This window comes from Janthinobacterium glycogeni (genome assembly GCF_051380725.1).
Lineage (GTDB): Bacteria > Pseudomonadota > Gammaproteobacteria > Burkholderiales > Burkholderiaceae_D > Janthinobacterium.
This window is the reverse complement of sequence record NZ_JBNYXP010000003.1, coordinates 310,238-326,717: the sequence shown is the minus strand read 5'-3', so window position 1 is coordinate 326,717 and position 16,480 is coordinate 310,238. Positions and strand designations below refer to the sequence as shown.

Below are 16,480 nucleotides of genomic sequence, written 5' to 3'. Positions count from 1 at the left end.
GTATCCGCAGTGATATTGAACGCCGCTGTCCCGTCGTGGGCCGAGAATGCCCCCGAAAACAAGCCAGTCATCATCAATATCGCCGGCCATGACGTGCCAGTGGCGGCCGGCGGCCTGTATGACCGCTATCGCTCGAATCCGCCCTTATCGGTGATCGCGGCGGAAGCGCCGGAGCTCGACCTGAGCTGGTTCAAGGGAATCAAAAAGGAAAAAGTCGCCATCGGCTTTGACTCGTATTCGCCGAATTTCTATTATAAAAACAGCAAAATCACGGCCGTCTTTACGGCCGACCTGGCGAGGCTGAAGGAACTGATGCCGGAAGACATACTGAAGCAGGTGCAGCCATTGCAAGTGTGGCCGGGCCGGGGCGCGGTGGCATTGACGGCCTACGCCTATGAATACTGCGACAACGACAGCTACAATGAAATTTCCCTGGCGATCGTGACGAACAAGCCCGGCACGTCCAGTTTCGGCCCTTTCACCTTGCTGGGGCAATCGCTGTCGAAGGATTTCTGGGGTTATGTGCTCAAGCTGCCCGTGAACACGGAACTGGCCAGGGTGCGCGGTGTCGTAGGCTACAACCTGCCCAAGTGGCTGACCGGCATCGAGCGCAAGGAAACGGACGCCGCCGTCTCGTTTGAAGTCATGGATAGCGCAACAGGCAAGCTCGATTTTGTCTTCGCGGGGAAAAAGCTGGACGGCCTGTCGCACCAGGCCGAGCTGGTGACGAACAGCTTCACCAACAAGAATCGCGCTGGCCAGCTCACTTATGGCTATGCCGTTTCGCGCCAGCTCAGCCATGCAACGAGCACGAGCGCGGAAGCGGTCGACCTGGCACTGGGCGACGGCAGCTTCTCCAGCTATCTCAAGTCATTGAAGCTGGGGAAGATGATGAAATATGAATATGTGCCGGAATTCCAAAATGCGCTGTATGCGCCGAAACCATTGTCAATAGACCATTGACAGGCTACTTGCCCGGCGTCTCGTGCGCCATGGCCGCCGCGGCAAGGGCGCGCGTATCGAGCGGCATGGATTCCTTGCGCTCGCTGTAGCGACTGGTCAGGTAATCCGAGCGGTCGCGCACGACCAGGGTGAATTTGTACAATTCTTCCATGACGTCGACCAGGCGGTCGTAGTACGGCGAAGGCTTCATGCGGTCGTTGTCGTCGAACTCCTGGTAAGCCTTGGCGACGGACGACTGGTTCGGGATCGTCACCATGCGCATCCAGCGGCCCAGCACGCGCAAGCCGTTGACGGCGTTGAACGATTGCGAGCCGCCCGACACTTGCATCACCGCCAGGGTGCGCCCTTGCGTGGGACGCACGCTGCCCATTTCCAGCGGCAGCCAGTCGATCTGCGACTTGAACACGCCCGTCACGGCGCCATGGCGTTCCGGGCTGCACCAGACCTGGCCTTCCGACCACAGCGACAAGGCGCGCAATTCCTGCACCTTGGGATGGTCGGGGCCGACGCTGTCGACCATGGGCAAGCCATGCGGGTCGAAGACGCGTGTCTCGGCGCCGAAATGCTGCAGCAGCCGCTGCGCCTCCAGGGTCAGCAAGCGGCTGAATGAACGTTCACGCAAGGAGCCGTACAGCAGGAGGATGCGTGGCGGATGCGTGGCCACCGTCGGCGGCGCCAGTTTATCGAGGGTCGGGGTATCGAGGTGGGCCGCGCTGATGTTGGGCAAGTCAAGCATGATCGTTTCCTTATTCAATCATTCCATAATAATCGAATTATAGAATTAATGTAAGCGTGTTTTGTGCCTGAGCACGCGCCATCCCTTCCGGCATACGTTGATGTAGATCAATCAATTTTTGTAGCGTGTGCAGCAGAATATGATCATGCGCAAGTCGCTATCCAGTAGACGATGGCCTGCGCCCTGCACTACTCCGTACCCACTTCATAAGGAATACCATGATCCCCACTACCATGAAAGCCGCCGTTGTCGAGCAACTGGGCCAGCCGCTGGTGCTGCGCGACATACCCGTGCCCGTGCCCGGCCCCGGCCAGATCCTCGTCAAGACGGAAGCGTGCGGCGTCTGCCACACGGACCTGCATGCGGCGCGCGGCGACTGGCCCGTCAAGCCGACGCCGCCATTCATTCCCGGCCACGAAGGCATCGGCGTGGTGGTGGAGTTGGGCGCGGGTGTGACCGAGGTGCGGCTGGGCGACCGGGTCGGCGTGCCTTGGCTGTACTCGGCTTGCGGCCATTGCGAACATTGCCTGGCGGCCTGGGAAACCGTGTGCGCCGAGGCGCAGTTCGGCGGCTACACCAAGAATGGCGGCTTCGCCGAGTACATCCTGGCCGACCCGCGCTATGTCGCGCACATTCCGGCAGGTCTTTCCGCCGTGCAAGCGGCGCCCATCATCTGCGCCGGCGTAACGAGCTACAAGGGCATAAAGGAAACGGGCGCGCGGCCGGGCCAGTGGCTGGCCGTGTCCGGCATCGGGGGACTGGGTCACCTGGCCATCGAATACGCGGTGGCCATGGGCCTGCGCGTGGCGGCCGTCGACATCGACGAAGGCAAGCTCGAGCATGCGCGCGCCCTGGGCGCCGAAGTGACCATCAATGCGCGCCAGGGCGACCCCGTCGCGGCCTTGCGCGAAGCGACCGGGGGCGGCGCCCACGGCGTGCTGATCACGGCGCCGTCGATCGACGCCTTCCAGCAAGGCGTGGCGATGACGCGCAAGCGCGGTACCTGCGTATTGGTCGGCTTGCCGCCGGGCGACTTCCCGACGCCGCTGTTCGACGTCGTCGCCAATTGCGTGACGATACGCGGTTCCTTCGTGGGCACGCGCCAGGACATGGCCGAGGCGCTGGCCTTCGCCGCCACCGGCAAGGTCAAGGCCGGCATCGAATTGCAGCCGCTGTCGGCCATCAACGAGATCTTCAGCCGCCTGGAACATGGCAAGGTTGCCTCGCGCGTGGTGATCGATTTCAGCGACAAGTAAACGCCTCGCCTGCTGTGTGATGTGTCGTGCGACGGCAAGCAATTGCCGTTGCTATGATGGCATTTCATAAAAGACACAACAAGGACACAGCGATGACAAAATCCCTTTCCAGCCTGCTGGCCTGCGCCGCCCTCGCCTTTGCCATCCCGGCCGGCGCGGCCGAGCCGGCCGCGTCTTCCTTGCCCGGACACTATTACCTGCAAGGCGTCATGGAAACAGGTTCCGAACTGCTGCTGAAAAAGGACGGCACCTTCGAATGGGTGCTCAGCTACGGCAATACCGACCAGCAAGCCAGCGGCGCGTGGCGCGTGACCGGCGACACGGTGACCCTGGTGGCGGGCAACGGCGGCAAGGAGCCGCAGTTCCGCGTGTTCGAGGAAGCGGAAATGCGCATCCAGAAACCCGCCGAAGCGGGCCTGTGGGTGGCCATCGTCGGCTTCCCCCAAGTCGGGCCGATGGCTGGCGTGGAAGTGAAGTTCGAGGCGCACAGCGGCAAGACGGCCACGGCGGTGAGCGTGGCGAACGGCGACGCCATCGTCCGCATGCCGGCATCGGAACGCTGGGTGCGCGCCGGCTTGCGCCGCCAGGGTGCAACAACCGACTATCAATGGCTGGCCGTGCCGGCGGCGCGCGCGCAGGAACGCATCGCCGCGTTCGCCGTCACCGACCCGCAGTGGCTCAGAGGCCAGGCATTCCAGAAGCTGGCCTTGCGTATCGTCGACGGCGGCCTGAAAGTCGACGATGCGGACAATGGCCTCTCCAGGGGACTGTACGCCAAACCGGCATCGAATCAGTAAGCATCCTTCTCCCTCGTTCCCATCTCCAGACACGCCGCCCCGGTCAAGCATATTGACCAGGACAGCGCTGTTTGCACCCGCGCACGCCCGTGCGCCGTTGACACCTCGCACTGTCTGTCCTATAGTCGCCGGGTTAACGACAAATGAGAATGAGAATCATGTTCAGTTCTATCAAGAAATGGCTCGTGTGCTATCCGCTCGTGGCCGCCAGCCTCAGCCTGTTACTGGCCGGCGGCGCGCAGGCGCAAGCGTCCGATCCTGGCGCCGGCGCCAAGCAATTGTGGCAATTGATTGACTACGTTGCCGTCGATTACAGCGGCGCCGTCGAGCACGGCAAGGTGGTCAGCGAGGCGGAATACGCGGAAATGCTCGACTTCACGGACAACGCGACGACGCAGATCGCCGCCCTGCCCGCCCACGCCTCGCAGCCGGCCATCGCCGCCGCCATCGCCGAGCTGCGCAAAGCCGTCGTCGCCAAGGCGGACGGCGCGGAGGTCAAGCGCCTGGCGCACCATGCAAATGGCTTGCTGATCGCCGCCTACCCGATCCCCGTGGCGCCGAAAACGCTGCCCAACCTGGCGCGCGGCGCGGCCCTGTATGCGGCCCAGTGCGCTTCTTGCCACGGCGTGGCCGGCGGCGGCGATGGTCCGCTGGCGGCCAGCCTGGAACCGAAACCGATCGCCTTCACGGATGGCGAACGGGCGCAGTCGCGCAGCGTGATGGCGCTGTACCAGGTCATCTCGCAAGGCGTGGCCGGCACCTCGATGGCCAGTTTCGGCCAGCTGTCCGACAACGAGCGCTGGGATCTGGCGTTCTATATCGGCGGCATGTCGCACGACGCGGCGGCAAGCGCGCGCGGCGAAAAGCTGTGGCAGGACGATCCGCGCAGCAAAAAACTGTACGCGGACCTGGCCGCCGTAACGACCGTGACGCAGGAAGCGGCGGCCGCCAAGCTGGGCGCGGACGAGGCGCGAGCCTTGACGGCGTACCTGCGCAGCCATCCTGACAAGGCCGAGGCGCACAAGCCGGCCGGCCTGGCCCTGTCGCGCTTGCGCCTGGCCGAAAGCCTCGCCGCCATGCAGGCGGGCGACCGCGCGGGCGCCACGCGCCTGGGTCTGTCCGCCTATCTGGACGGCTTCGAGCCGATCGAGCCGATGGTCGGGGCGCGCAACAAATCCCTGCTGCTGGCCGTGGAAAACGCCATGCTGGCCTACCGTTCCGCCGTGGCCAAGGGCACGCTGGCCGACGCCGAAGCGGCGGGCGACAAGCTGCAGCAATTGTTTACCCACGTGGAAGCGGAACTGGGCGACGCCCAGGCCGACCCGATGACGACCTTTGTCGGCGCGCTGACGATCCTGCTGCGCGAAGGCGTGGAAGCGCTGCTGATCGTCATCGGCATCATCGCCTTCCTGCGCAAGGCCAAGCGCAACGACGTGCTGCCCTACGTGCATGCGGGCTGGGCCAGCGCGCTGGTGGCGGGCGGCCTGACGTGGGTGGCGGCGACGTACCTGGTGACCATCAGCGGCGCCAGCCGGGAAGTGAGCGAAGGTCTCGGTTCCGTGTTCGCGGCCCTGGTCCTGCTCAGCGTGGGCCTGTGGATGCACCAGAAGAGCAGCGCCGGGCGCTGGCAGGAATATTTGCACGAGAAACTCACGGCAGCCATGTCCCGGCGTTCCGCCTGGGGCCTGTTCGCCCTGGCCTTCATCGCCGTCTACCGCGAAGTCTTTGAAACCGTGCTGTTCTATTCCGCCCTGGCGGCGGACGGCAATGGCGGCGCCCTGCTGGGCGGCTTCCTCGTGGCCATCGTGCTGCTGGTCGTCATCGCCTGGGCCTTGCTGCGCACCAGCGCCCGCATGCCGATCGGCAAGTTCTTCTCGTGGACGTCCGCCTTCGTGGCCGTGCTAGCCGTGATTTTGATGGGCAAAGGCGTGGCCGCGCTGCAGGAAGCGGGCTGGGTCGGCGTCACCCCCGTCGATTTCATGCGCATTGACCTGCTGGGCATCCTGCCGACGGCGGAAACCCTGCTGGCGCAGGCGGCCATCGTGGCCATCATCGTCGCCGGCTATGGCTGGAACCGCGTTTCGGCAGGCAAGCGCAAGCCGGCCTGACCTTGCAATAGCCGGCATGGGCAAGCTGCCCGTGCCGGCACTTCCGCACTTTTCCCCCATTCACCTGTTGCCATGCCGCTCAAGGAGCGGCATCGCGCGCATCCACGTAGGCCCAGGCTTGCAGGCCCGACGCCAGGGTGACGCGCTCGCGCCGGTAGGCGGCCACCTCGTAGCCGTCCGCCTGCCGTAATTCCTCGGCGAGACGGCCAGCACGGCGCCCGGCACGCCATCTGTCGCTGCGCCGCGCGAGGCGATCGGATGATGCGTCTTGCCGCTGGTCGCCACCACCTGCGCATCGTCGATGGCCAGCAACGCCAGACGATAGCCGGGCAAGCGGTCGGGCCGGCTGTCGAGCAGGCGCCCGAAGGTGACCAGTTGCACCTCGGGCTACTGCAAGGTGCCGTAGGAAAACAGCTGTTCTGTCGTTGCCGCTGGAATAGTTGCCATTTGTCTCTCCTGGTCGCATGTCGATAGCGTGCATCGTAACGCCTTTTGCCGGCACAGGCCCTGCACGGTTTTGAAAACTGCGATATGATGACCATCATGCAGAACTTACCCAACAAATCAGCGGCCCGACCTGCGGCGCAAAGCCGCAAGGAAGCCACCCACGACCGCATCGTCGAGGTGGCTACGCGCGCCATCCGCCGCAGCGGCTATGCGGGCACGGGCGTAGCCGACATCATGAAGGAAGCGGGCCTGACGCACGGCGGCTTCTACGCGCACTTCGCCTCGCGCGACGCCCTGCTGGCCGAAGCGGGCGACCGCGCGGGCGCCGAATCGGTGGCGCTGGCGGCCAGGGTGGCCGCCGCCGCCCCGCCCGGCCAGGCGCTGCAGGCCATGATGGCGGCCTATCTGTCGCCCGAGCACATCGCCGCCATCGAGGTGGGTTGCCCCGTGTCGGCGCTGGGGTCGGAAATGCCGCGCCAGGCGCCCGAGGTGCGGCGCGCCGCCACCATCCACATCAAGGAAATGATCGACCTGTTCGCGCGCCAGTTGCCGAACTGGGGCCAGCCGGAAGCGCACGCGCAAGCCATGGCGACGGTGTGCGCCCTGATCGGCACCACCATCCTGGCGCGCGCCGTCGACGAGCCGGCCCTGTCGGACGCGCTGTGCGCGGCCACCCTGGCGCAGTTTCAAGAGACAAACCAGCCGTAACGCCCATGGCCCGGGTCCGCCCCGGGTTTTTTTCAAACAACAATATGACGATCATCATATTCAACACTATCAACCACTGAAGGACTGCCATGAACGATAACAAGATTGCCCTGGTCACCGGCGCCTCGTCCGGCATCGGCGCGGCCACGGCCCAACGCCTGGCGCAGGCGGGTTACACGGTGTACGGCACCAGCCGCCGCGGCGCGCAAGCCGATGCGGTCGGCTACACGATGCTGGCGCTCGACGTCACCAGCGATGCGTCCGTCGCTGCCGCCGTGGCCGAGCTGATGCGGCGCGAAGGCCGCATCGACCTGCTGGTGAATAACGCCGGCTTCGGCGTGGCCCCGGCGGGCGCCGAGGAAAGCAGCATGGCGCAGGTGCAAGCCATCTTCGACACAAATTTCTATGGCGTGCTGCGCATGACCCTGGCCGTGCTGCCGCACATGCGGGCCCAAGGAGGCGGGCGCATCCTCAACATCGGTTCCGTCCTGGGCTTTTTGCCCATGCCCTACGGCGCGCTGTATTCCGCCACCAAGCACGCGATCGAGGGCTACACGGAATCGCTCGACCATGAAGTGCGCGGCTGGGGCATCCGCGCCAGCGTGATCGAGCCGGCCTATACGAAAACCACGTTCGAAGCCAATCTGCTGGCGCCCGATGCGCCGCTGTCCGCCTACCGGCAAGTGAGCGCGGCCGTGACAAGCCGGCTGCAAACGCTGATGGCCGGCGCCGATGACCCTGGCGTCGTGGCCGACACGGTCCTGGCGGCGGCGCAGGCAAGTCAGCCCAAGCTGCGCTACACGGCCGGGCCGCTGGCGGCACGCTTGCGCCTGATGCGCCGCTTCCTGCCCGCCGCGCTGATGGACGCCGGTTTGCGCAAGGACCTGCGCCTGGCCTGAACGCCACGCTTTTTCAGCACTCACTCAGAGAGAACATCATGCAAGCCTTGCAACTTAGAAAATACGGCGGCCTCGATCACGTGGCGTTTGCCGAACTGCCCCGCCCCACTCCCGGCCCCGGCGAATTGCTGGTGCGGGTGCACGCCGTGGGACTCAATCCCATCGACTACCTGATCCCCAGGGGCGACTTCAAGCCGATCTTGAAAATGCGCTTGCCAGTCACCTTGGGCAGCGACTTGGCCGGCGTGGTGGTGGAAGTCGGCAGCGGCGTCACGCGCTTCAAGGTCGGCGACGCCGTGTATGCGAGCATTTTCGACACGCCACATGGCAGCCTGGCCGACTATGCCGTCGTGCCCGAACAGGCGGCCGCCCTGAAACCGGCCAACCTCGATTTCGTGCAAGCGGCGTCGATACCCATGGTGGGCTTGACGGCGTGGCAAGCGATGCACGAGCGCATGCAGCTGCGGCCGGGCCAGAAAGTGTTCATCCCGGCCGGTTCCGGCGGCATCGGCACGTTTGCCATCCAGCTGGCCAGGTACCTGGGCGCCCGCGTGGGCACGACCACCAGCACGGCAAACGTGGAACTGGTGCGCAGCCTGGGCGCCGATGAGGTGGTCGATTACAAACGACAGCCGTTCGAGGACGTGCTGCGCGATTACGACGCCGTGCTGGGCACGGTGCGCGGCGACGGGCTGGAAAAGGCTTTGCGCATCGTCAAGCCTGGCAGCCGCGTCGTCTCGCTGATCGGCCCGCCGGACGCCGCTTTCGCCCGCGCGCGCGGCATGAACGTGGTGCTGAAACTGGTGTTCGGTTTGCTCAGCCGCAAGGTCATCGGCCTGGCGAAACGGCGCGGCGCCAGCTACTCCTTCCACTTCGTGCGTCCCGACGGCGGCCAGCTGGCGCAGATCGCCGCCCTGCTCGAAGCGGGCACCATCCGCCCCGTCATCGACCAGGTGTTTCCTTTTCTTCAAGCAAAACAGGCGCTTGCCTACCTGGCGCAGGGCCGCGCGCGCGGCAAGGTGGTGGTGCAGCTGACCGTGCCTTGAACGAGCTGCGCCGCAACGGCTTCGGGCGCCGTGACTATGTGTGAGTTTTGCGTTGGCAATTTGCTCCATACTCGTTGTCAACCCTATGCCGATTGATGTCGGTCAACCTCCATAAAGGTAGCTCATGCGCGTTTGGCTGGAATGCTGCTGGCTCGTTATCGCTCTCGTGCCCGGCATAGTCCATGCCGCCGAACCGGGCGTCACCGATACGCACATCCGGCTGGGGATGGTCAACGCGCAAACGGGCGCGGCGTCGGGGCTGGGGCGGGCCATGCTCGATGGCGCGACGGCCGTGTTCCAGGAAGCGAATCAGCGCGGCGGCATCCACGGCCGCAGCATCGAGCTGGTGGTGGCCGATGACGGCTACGATCCGGACCGCGCCATCAGCGAAACGCTCAGACTGGTCGAGGAAAAACAGGTATTCGCCCTGTTCGGCAACGTGGGCACGCCCACCACCAACGCCGTCATACCGATCGTGCAGGAAATGAAGGTGCCGCTGGTGGGCGCTTTTACGGGCGCGATGACCTTGCGCCGTCCCGTGGTGCATGAAATCATCAACTTTCGCGCCAGTTATGACGATGAGTCCGATGCCCTGGTGCAGTATTTCGCCAGCCGCGGCGTCAAGCGCTTTGGCATGCTGTACCAGGACGACGGTTTCGGCAATGCCGTCCTCGACGGCACCGTGCGCGCACTGCAACGGCGCGGCATGGAACTCGTTGCCAAGGGTGCGTTCCAGCGCGGCACGACGGCCGTCAAGGCGGGACTGGCGGCCCTGATCGGGCACGACCTGCAAGCGGTGATCATGGCCGGCCCCTACACGCCCGTGGCGGCGTTCGTGCGCGAGGCAAGCCAGGCCGGGCTGAAGGCGGCCCTGGCCACGGTATCGTTTGTCGGCACCGACAGCCTGCTGCAGCTGCTGGGAACGGAAGGCAACAACATCGTCATTTCGCAAGTGGTGCCCCTGCCCGAAGACCGCCAGCTGCCGATTGCCGCCGGCTGCGCCGCGCTGCTGGCCCGGCACGTGCCGGCGGCCAGGCTGTCTTTCGTCAGTTTCGAGGGCTGCATCTCGGCCACGCTGATGGTCGCGGCGCTGCGCCGCACGGGCGCCGACCTCACGCGCGAGCGCCTGATCCAGAGTTTCGAAACGTTCGACCGGCTCGATCTGGGCGGCATGCTGGTAACGCTGCGGCCGGACAATCACCAGGCGTCGACGGCCGTTTTCCTGACCCGCATCGTCGACGGCAGGATCGTTCCGGCGGATCCGGGGCCTGGCGCAAAGTGATGCGCACCCACTTTTCCAGCCCTCCCTGGAGCCGGGCATGAAAATCAGGACCAAGCTGATCATCAGTACCACCGTCCTGCTGGCGGGCGTGGCGGCCATGGCGGCGGCCAGCCTGCTGCTGGTGAAAGGCATCGAAACCCATGTGCATGGCTTGACCGACGAGACGGTGCCGCTGTACACGGACGTGTTGCGCCTGCGTTATACCGTGCAGGATATGGCGTCGGACTTTTTCGAGCTGGGCAAGGCCGAAGACCTGGCGCAGCTCGAGCAGGTGTCGAACAAGATCGGCGCCAATATCCAGACCGCCGAGAGCATCAGCGACGATTTGCGGCGCCATGGCGAGTCGCAGGCGCCTCCCTACCATGCGGCCTTCGAACGGGAATTCCAGCGCATGCGCGTCGCCGTGCGCAAGCGCCTGGAAAACGAGGCCTATTACAAGGCGCAGGCGACGGAGATGGGGCAGGTGCTGGCGCAGATCAAGGCCGCCGCCAAGGGCGCGCGCAGCAAGATCCGCGTGGTCGACAGCCAGGCCCAGGCCACGGCCGCCGAGGTGCAGCTGCAAAGCCAGCGCCTGAACCAGAATGCCCGCTACCTGACCGACCTGCGCAAGAGCATCCACGACATGCAGATCGCGCTGGCCGAAACGGAAGCCGTGAAGAACCGTTTCCGCATCGCTCCCCTGCGCGAGCGGCTGGCGGCGGCCGTCGCGCATCTGGCGGGAACCAGCGAGCGCGACATCAGCCCCGCCCAGCACGCGCTGCGGGCGGCACTGCTGGCCACGGCGCGCCAGATGCTCGATCCCGCCGCCGGCTTGCTGGCCCTGCGCGCCGGGCTGCTGGCCGAGGGCGGCGCCAGCGCGGCGCAGCAGGCTGCCTATCTTGCTCTTAAGGAAAAAACCAGCATGGCCCTGGCCACTGCCCACCTGCGCCTGGCCGAGGAGCTCGATCCCATCGAACTGCAGCTGGCTGTGGGGCGCGACCGGCTGGCCGAGGCCGGCCGCTACATGCGCACCTCGGCCCGCATCGAGGATGCCAGCGGTGAAATCAACCTGGCCGTCGACGCCATCAGCATCGACGTGGGCGAAGTCATGCTGGCCACGGCCGCCGCCGACGTCACGCGCCTGGGTCGCGACATCGCGCAACGCGTCAGCGCCCTGCACCGCGACATGGCCACCATGCAGGCCTTACAGCAAAGCATAGGCCAGCTGGGCTTGCTGGCCGACACGCGCACCGTCAATACGTATCTGGACGCGGTGGAGCGCTCGGGACAGCGGCTGGTGCAGGCCAAGGGCAGCGTGCTGGACAGCGAAAAGGCGCTGGACGAGGTCATCGACCACGTGCGCGCCTTCGAGCGCGAACAGGCCGCCTATTCCGCGCAGCAAGTGGCGCGCATCACGGGGCAGCAGCAGGATGCGGTGGCCAAGGTGCGCGACGGCGTGCGCCATGCCTTCGTGCTAATCCTCGGCATTGCGCTGGTCCTGCTGCTGGCCTGCGTGGCCATCACGGGCCTGATCAGCGCATCGATCGCCAGGCCGCTGGCGCGTCTGTCCTACGCCATCGCGCATATCCGCGACGGCAAGGCGTTGTCGGTGCGCGTTGCGCAGCACGGCAGCGATGAGCTGGGGCAGCTGATCACGGGCTTCAACGGCATGCTCGAGCACGTCGAGCAGCGCGACCTGGCGCTGACGCAGGCCAAGGCCGAGGCCGACGCCGCCAACCGCGCCAAATCGGAATTCCTGGCCAAGATGAGCCACGAAATCCGCACGCCGATGAATGGCGTGCTGGGCATGACGGAATTGCTGCAGCGTACGGAACTGAGTCCCAAGCAGCAGCGTTTCGTGCACACGGTGCACCGTTCGGGCGAAAGCCTGCTCAGCATCATCGACGACATCCTCGACTTTTCCAAGATCGAGGCGGGCAAGCTGGTGCTCGAACACATCCCCTTCGACCTGCGCCAGGTGATCGACGACGTGGTGGCGCTGTTTGCCAACGGCATCCAGCGCAAGGCCATCGAATTTACCTGCCGCATCGCCTCCGACGTGCCGCAGCACGTGCGCGGCGACCCCGTGCGCCTGCGCCAGATCCTCACCAACCTGCTCAATAACGCCACCAAGTTCACGGAACGGGGCGAAATTGCCGTCGATGTCAGCTGTCCCGCTGCCGGCCGGATCCGCCTGGAAGTGCGCGACACGGGCATCGGCATGGCGCCGGAAGCGGCGGCGGCCGTCTTCCAGCCGTTCCGCCAGGCCGACAGCACCACCTCGCGCAAATACGGCGGTACGGGCCTGGGTCTGGCCATCATCAAGCAGCTGGCGGAAATGATGGGCGGTAGCATTGTGCTCCAGTCCGTGGCGGGACAGGGCTCCAGCTTCGCCGTGACCGTCGTCGTCGGCGAGGTGGCGCCCGAGGATGCGCCATCGGCGCCGAAGCGCGTGTCGCTGGGCGCCTTGAACGTGCTGATCGTGGATGACAACGCCACCAACCGCAGTATCCTGCTGCAGCACGCGATCGAGTGGCAGATGGCCGCCGCCAGCGCCGCCGACGGCGCCGAAGCGCTGGGCCTGCTGCAAGGGGCGCTGCGTAGCGGGCGCCCGTTCGACCTGGCGATCATCGATATGCGCATGCCCGTCATGGATGGCGCCGAGCTGGTGCGGGCGATCAAGGCCGACGCCGGCATGGCTGCCCTGAAAATCATCATGCTCAGTTCACTGGACGCCTCGGCCGAGCTGCGCCAGGTGACAGCGCTGGGCGTGGAATGCTGCCTGACCAAGCCCGTGCGGGCGATGGAGCTGCGCCACTGCATCGAAGCCGTCTGCGGCTACGGTACCCTGGCGCCAACGATACATGCCCTGCCCGCTCAAGCGGACACCGTAGCCGCAGGCGATGCGACGCTGCGCATGCTGCTGGTGGAAGACAATGCGATCAACCAGGAAATCGCCCTGGCCATGCTGGAAGACACGGGCTATGAAGCCACGACGGCCGACAACGGGCGGCGCGCGCTGGCCCTGTGGGAGCGCTATCCGTTCGATGTGATCCTGATGGATTGCCAGATGCCGGAAATGGACGGCTTCGAAGCGACGCGGCAATTGCGCCGCATGGAAGCCCAGCAAGGCCGCAGCCGCACGCCCATCATTGCCCTGACGGCCAACGCCATCCTGGGCGACCGCGAACTGTGCCTGGAGGCGGGCATGGACGACTACCTCGCCAAGCCGTACACGCGCGCCGCCCTGCTGGCCGTGCTGGCCCGCTGGCGCCCGTCGGCGGCAGCGGAGACGGTGGAGACGGCCGAGGAAACCGTCCCGGCGCAGGCTGCCCCGGCGGCGGCTGAAACAAGCTCCATCCTCGACGCCGCCGCCCTGCAAAACCTGCGCGCCATGCGGCGCCCGGGCCGTCCCGACGTGCTCGGCCGTATCATCGACCTGTTCTACAGCGACGCCCCGCGCCTGCTGGGCCAGCTGGAAGTGGCGGCCGAGGCCAGCGACGCCGCGGCGCTGCAGCTGGCCGCGCACACGCTCAAGTCCAGCTGCGCCAACGTGGGCGCGCTGGGCCTGTCGGCCACTTGCCGTGAAATCGAACAATATGCGCGCGGCAATGACGTCGGCAGCGCGCTACACCATATCCGCGGCATCCAGCAAGAACTCGACCGTGTCCTCGCCGCCTTGGCCATTGAGAAGGAAACCCTATGAATACCGCACAGCCCCCGCAAGCACTGGTCCTGGTGGTCGATGACGACACCATGACGCGCATCCTGGTGACGGAAGCGCTGGAGCCGGAAGGCTTCCACATCGAAGAGGCGGCCAGCGGCCTGGAAGCGCTGGCCGCCTTCCAGCGCGGCGTGCCCGACCTGATCCTGCTCGACGTCGCCATGCCCGGCATGAGCGGCTTCGAATGCTGCGCCCAGCTGCGCCGGCTGCCCGGCGGCGCGCACGTGCCCATCGTCGTGCTGACCGGCAACGACGACGATGACTCCATCAAGCAGGCGCTGGAAGCGGGCGCCAGCGATTTCATCTCCAAGCCGATGCAATGGCGGCTGCTGGCGCACCGCTTGCGCTACCTGCTGCGGGCCAGCAGCGCGCTCACCGAGCTGAGTCGTATCCAGGAAAGCCTCAGCCACGCGCAGGCGCTGGCCCGCCTCGGCAACTGGGAGTACCGGGGCACCGGCGGCGACGGCTACTGGTCGCCGGAACTGCTGCGCATCCTGGGCCTGGATGCCGATTCCGGCCCCACCAGCTTCGACCGTTTTCTGCAATGCCTGCCCGAAGACCAGCGCCCCCTGCTGCTCGATGCCTTCATGGAACTGCATGCCAACGGCACCAGCTACAGCCTGGAGCACAAGGTGCGGCAGCCCGATGGCGGCGAGTGCATCGTCTTTCACCAGGCCGAAGCCGTGCGCGAAGGCCAGCAGGTGCTGCTGATGCGCGGTACCGTGCAGGACATCACGGAACGCAAGCTGCAGCAAAGGCGCATCGAATACCTGGCCAACCACGATGCGCTGACGGACTTGCCCAACCGCCAGTTGCTGAACGACCGCATCGGCCAGGCCATCGCCCATGCCCGTCGCACCCGCCTGCACCTGGCTACCCTGATGCTGGACCTCGACCGTTTCAAGTTCGTCAACGACAGCTATGGCCACCCGGTGGGCGATGCGCTGCTGCAGGAAGTGGCCCGCCGGCTCAAGCTGGCCGTGCGCGAAGGCGACACCGTGGCCCGCCAGGGCGGCGACGAATTCGTTGTCCTGCTGACGGACCTGCCCGACATCGAGACGGCCGAAGAAATCGTGAAAAAAGTACTCGAGCTGTTCGCCGATCCTGTCGTGCTGGGCGAACATACCTTGCACGTCAGCACCAGTATCGGCGCCAGCGTCTTTCCCTCCGACGGCGACAGCGCCGACATGCTGCTCAAGACGGCCGACGCGGCCCTCTACAGCGCCAAAGACAAGGGCCGCAATGGCTGCCAGTTCTACAATCACAAGATGGGCGTGCTGGTGGAGGAGCGGGCCGAAATCGAACATGCGCTGCACCAGGCGCTGGTGCTGAACGAGCTGGAATTGCATTACCAGCCCAAGGTCGACCTCACCAGCGGCAAGATTTACGGCATGGAAGCGCTGCTGCGCTGGCGCCGCGACGGCATCGGGCTGGTGCCGCCGGACCGCTTCATTCCCCTGGCCGAGGAAACGGGCATGATCGTGCCCATCGGCGAATGGGTGCTGCGCACCGCTTGCGCACAACTGGGCGTGTGGCATGCCTACGGCTTTACGCACCTGACGATGGCCGTCAACGTGTCGGCACGCCAGTTCCGCCAGGTCGACATGCCGGAACTGGTGCGCGCAGTGCTGGCCGACAGCGGCCTGCCGGCGCACTGCCTGGAGCTGGAGCTGACGGAGAGCGTGCTGATGCAAAACCGCGACCTCGTGGTGCGGGCGCTGGAGCAGTTGAAGGAAATCGGCGTCACCCTGTCGCTGGATGACTTCGGCACCGGCTATTCCAGCCTGTCCTATCTGAAGCAATTCCCCATTGACGTGGTCAAGATCGACCAATCGTTCATCCGCGACGTGACCGACAGCGTCGATGGCGCTTCGCTGACCCGCTCCATCATCGCCATGGCCAAGTCCCTGCACCTGACCACGGTGGCCGAGGGCGTGGAAACGGAGGGGCAATTGGGTTTTCTCAATACCAACCGCTGCGACGCCATGCAAGGCTATTACTTCAGCCGCCCCCTGCCCGGCGCCGAGATGGATCTGATGCTGCATGCAGGCACCCATTTGCCGCCCGAGAGCTGCCATGCCGTGGCGCCCCAGCGCGTGCTGCTGCTGGTGGACGACGAGGAGCATATCCTGTCCGCCCTGCGCCGCTCGCTGCGCAAGGAAGGCTACCAGATACTCAGCACCACCAATCCGCAGGAAGCGCTGGAACTGGTCGCCTCCCACGCGGTGGGCGTGATCCTCACGGATGCGCGCATGCCGGGCATGTCGGGCAACGAACTATTGCGCCGCATCAAGGGCGTCTATCCCGAGATCGTGCGCGTGATGCTGTCCGGCTACCCTGAGCTCCATTCGGTCACGGCGGCCATCAACGAAGGCTCGGTGTACAAATTCATCACCAAGCCCTGGGACGAAACCTTGCTGAAGGACCACTTGCTGGAAGCCTTCCAGCGCTTCGAATCGGGCGTCCAGCGGCCGCCACGGGGTCCCCATGGCATCGAGATCAGCAACCGCGCCGCCTAACGCACCGCCAGGAGCC

At 65.7% G+C, this 16,480-nt stretch carries 12 protein-coding genes; 10 read left to right on the top strand and 2 right to left on the bottom strand.

Going from position 1 to position 16,480, the window contains the following annotated elements; all coding sequences use genetic code 11:
* Positions 1 to 9: 9 nt before the first annotated feature.
* Positions 10 to 963: an acetoacetate decarboxylase (ADC) gene (locus ACQ4W4_RS09865; protein ID WP_436542020.1), complete on the top strand. Its 954-nt coding sequence runs from the start codon at positions 10 to 12 to the stop codon at positions 961 to 963.
* A gap of 4 nt (positions 964 to 967) precedes the next feature.
* Here the strand turns inward: ACQ4W4_RS09865 and arsH are convergent, their stop codons facing one another.
* A complete protein-coding gene (gene arsH / locus ACQ4W4_RS09860) occupies positions 968 to 1,702 on the bottom strand; it encodes an arsenical resistance protein ArsH (RefSeq protein ID WP_436542019.1) in 735 nt (244 codons plus the stop codon).
* A 215-nt stretch (positions 1,703 to 1,917) separates the two neighbouring features.
* Here arsH and ACQ4W4_RS09855 point away from each other — a divergent pair, with 215 nt between their 5' ends.
* From ACQ4W4_RS09855 to ACQ4W4_RS09845, 3 genes are all read left to right on the top strand, one after another.
* On the top strand, positions 1,918 to 2,955 hold the full coding sequence (locus tag ACQ4W4_RS09855) for a zinc-dependent alcohol dehydrogenase (RefSeq protein ID WP_436541823.1): 1,038 nt from the start codon (positions 1,918 to 1,920) through the stop codon (positions 2,953 to 2,955).
* A gap of 92 nt (positions 2,956 to 3,047) precedes the next feature.
* Complete coding sequence (locus ACQ4W4_RS09850) at positions 3,048 to 3,752, top strand: hypothetical protein (RefSeq protein ID WP_436541822.1); 705 nt, start codon at positions 3,048 to 3,050, stop codon at positions 3,750 to 3,752.
* Positions 3,753 to 3,910: 158 nt separating this feature from the next.
* Entirely contained in the window at positions 3,911 to 5,860 is a 1,950-nt protein-coding gene (locus ACQ4W4_RS09845; protein WP_436541821.1) for an FTR1 family protein, read from the top strand.
* A 60-nt stretch (positions 5,861 to 5,920) separates the two neighbouring features.
* Here ACQ4W4_RS09845 and ACQ4W4_RS09840 read toward each other — a convergent pair whose 3' ends face one another.
* The gene (locus ACQ4W4_RS09840) at positions 5,921 to 6,241 is read right to left on the bottom strand and encodes a hypothetical protein (protein ID WP_436541820.1); all 321 of its coding nucleotides are present in this window, start codon (positions 6,239 to 6,241) and stop codon (positions 5,921 to 5,923) included.
* Positions 6,242 to 6,391: 150 nt separating this feature from the next.
* Between ACQ4W4_RS09840 and ACQ4W4_RS09835 the strand changes: the two genes are divergently transcribed.
* The 6 genes from ACQ4W4_RS09835 (at position 6,392) to ACQ4W4_RS09810 (ending at position 16,464) form a co-directional block, all read left to right on the top strand.
* On the top strand, positions 6,392 to 7,015 hold the full coding sequence (locus ACQ4W4_RS09835) for a TetR/AcrR family transcriptional regulator (protein ID WP_436541819.1): 624 nt from the start codon (positions 6,392 to 6,394) through the stop codon (positions 7,013 to 7,015).
* Positions 7,016 to 7,104: 89 nt separating this feature from the next.
* The gene (locus ACQ4W4_RS09830; RefSeq protein ID WP_436541818.1) at positions 7,105 to 7,914 is read left to right on the top strand and encodes an oxidoreductase; all 810 of its coding nucleotides are present in this window, start codon (positions 7,105 to 7,107) and stop codon (positions 7,912 to 7,914) included.
* Positions 7,915 to 7,952: 38 nt separating this feature from the next.
* A complete protein-coding gene (locus tag ACQ4W4_RS09825) occupies positions 7,953 to 8,960 on the top strand; it encodes an NADP-dependent oxidoreductase (protein WP_436541817.1) in 1,008 nt (335 codons plus the stop codon).
* 124 nt (positions 8,961 to 9,084) lie between these two features.
* Positions 9,085 to 10,242, top strand: a complete 1,158-nt coding sequence (locus ACQ4W4_RS09820; RefSeq protein WP_436541816.1) for an ABC transporter substrate-binding protein — start codon at positions 9,085 to 9,087, stop codon at positions 10,240 to 10,242.
* 37 nt (positions 10,243 to 10,279) lie between these two features.
* Positions 10,280 to 13,927, top strand: coding sequence for a response regulator (locus tag ACQ4W4_RS09815; RefSeq protein WP_436541815.1), 3,648 nt, complete (start codon positions 10,280 to 10,282; stop codon positions 13,925 to 13,927).
* Positions 13,924 to 16,464 carry an EAL domain-containing protein gene (locus ACQ4W4_RS09810; RefSeq protein WP_436541814.1) on the top strand — a complete coding sequence of 847 codons (2,541 nt, stop codon included), beginning with the start codon at positions 13,924 to 13,926 and terminating at the stop codon, positions 16,462 to 16,464. Before ACQ4W4_RS09815 ends, ACQ4W4_RS09810 begins: the two co-directional genes overlap by 4 nt.
* Positions 16,465 to 16,480 lie beyond the last annotated feature (16 nt).

Bases quoted from the DNA above. Each gene is read 5' to 3' on its own strand.
- ACQ4W4_RS09855 (WP_436541823.1), top strand. From the start codon at position 1,918: ATGATCCCCACTACCATGAAAGCCGCCGTTGTCGAGCAACTGGGCCAG.
- ACQ4W4_RS09850 (WP_436541822.1), top strand. From the start codon at position 3,048: ATGACAAAATCCCTTTCCAGCCTGCTGGCCTGCGCCGCCCTCGCCTTT.
- ACQ4W4_RS09845 (WP_436541821.1), top strand. From the start codon at position 3,911: ATGTTCAGTTCTATCAAGAAATGGCTCGTGTGCTATCCGCTCGTGGCC.
- ACQ4W4_RS09835 (WP_436541819.1), top strand. From the start codon at position 6,392: ATGATGACCATCATGCAGAACTTACCCAACAAATCAGCGGCCCGACCT.
- ACQ4W4_RS09830 (WP_436541818.1), top strand. From the start codon at position 7,105: ATGAACGATAACAAGATTGCCCTGGTCACCGGCGCCTCGTCCGGCATC.
- ACQ4W4_RS09825 (WP_436541817.1), top strand. From the start codon at position 7,953: ATGCAAGCCTTGCAACTTAGAAAATACGGCGGCCTCGATCACGTGGCG.
- ACQ4W4_RS09820 (WP_436541816.1), top strand. From the start codon at position 9,085: ATGCGCGTTTGGCTGGAATGCTGCTGGCTCGTTATCGCTCTCGTGCCC.
- ACQ4W4_RS09815 (WP_436541815.1), top strand. From the start codon at position 10,280: ATGAAAATCAGGACCAAGCTGATCATCAGTACCACCGTCCTGCTGGCG.
- ACQ4W4_RS09810 (WP_436541814.1), top strand. From the start codon at position 13,924: ATGAATACCGCACAGCCCCCGCAAGCACTGGTCCTGGTGGTCGATGAC.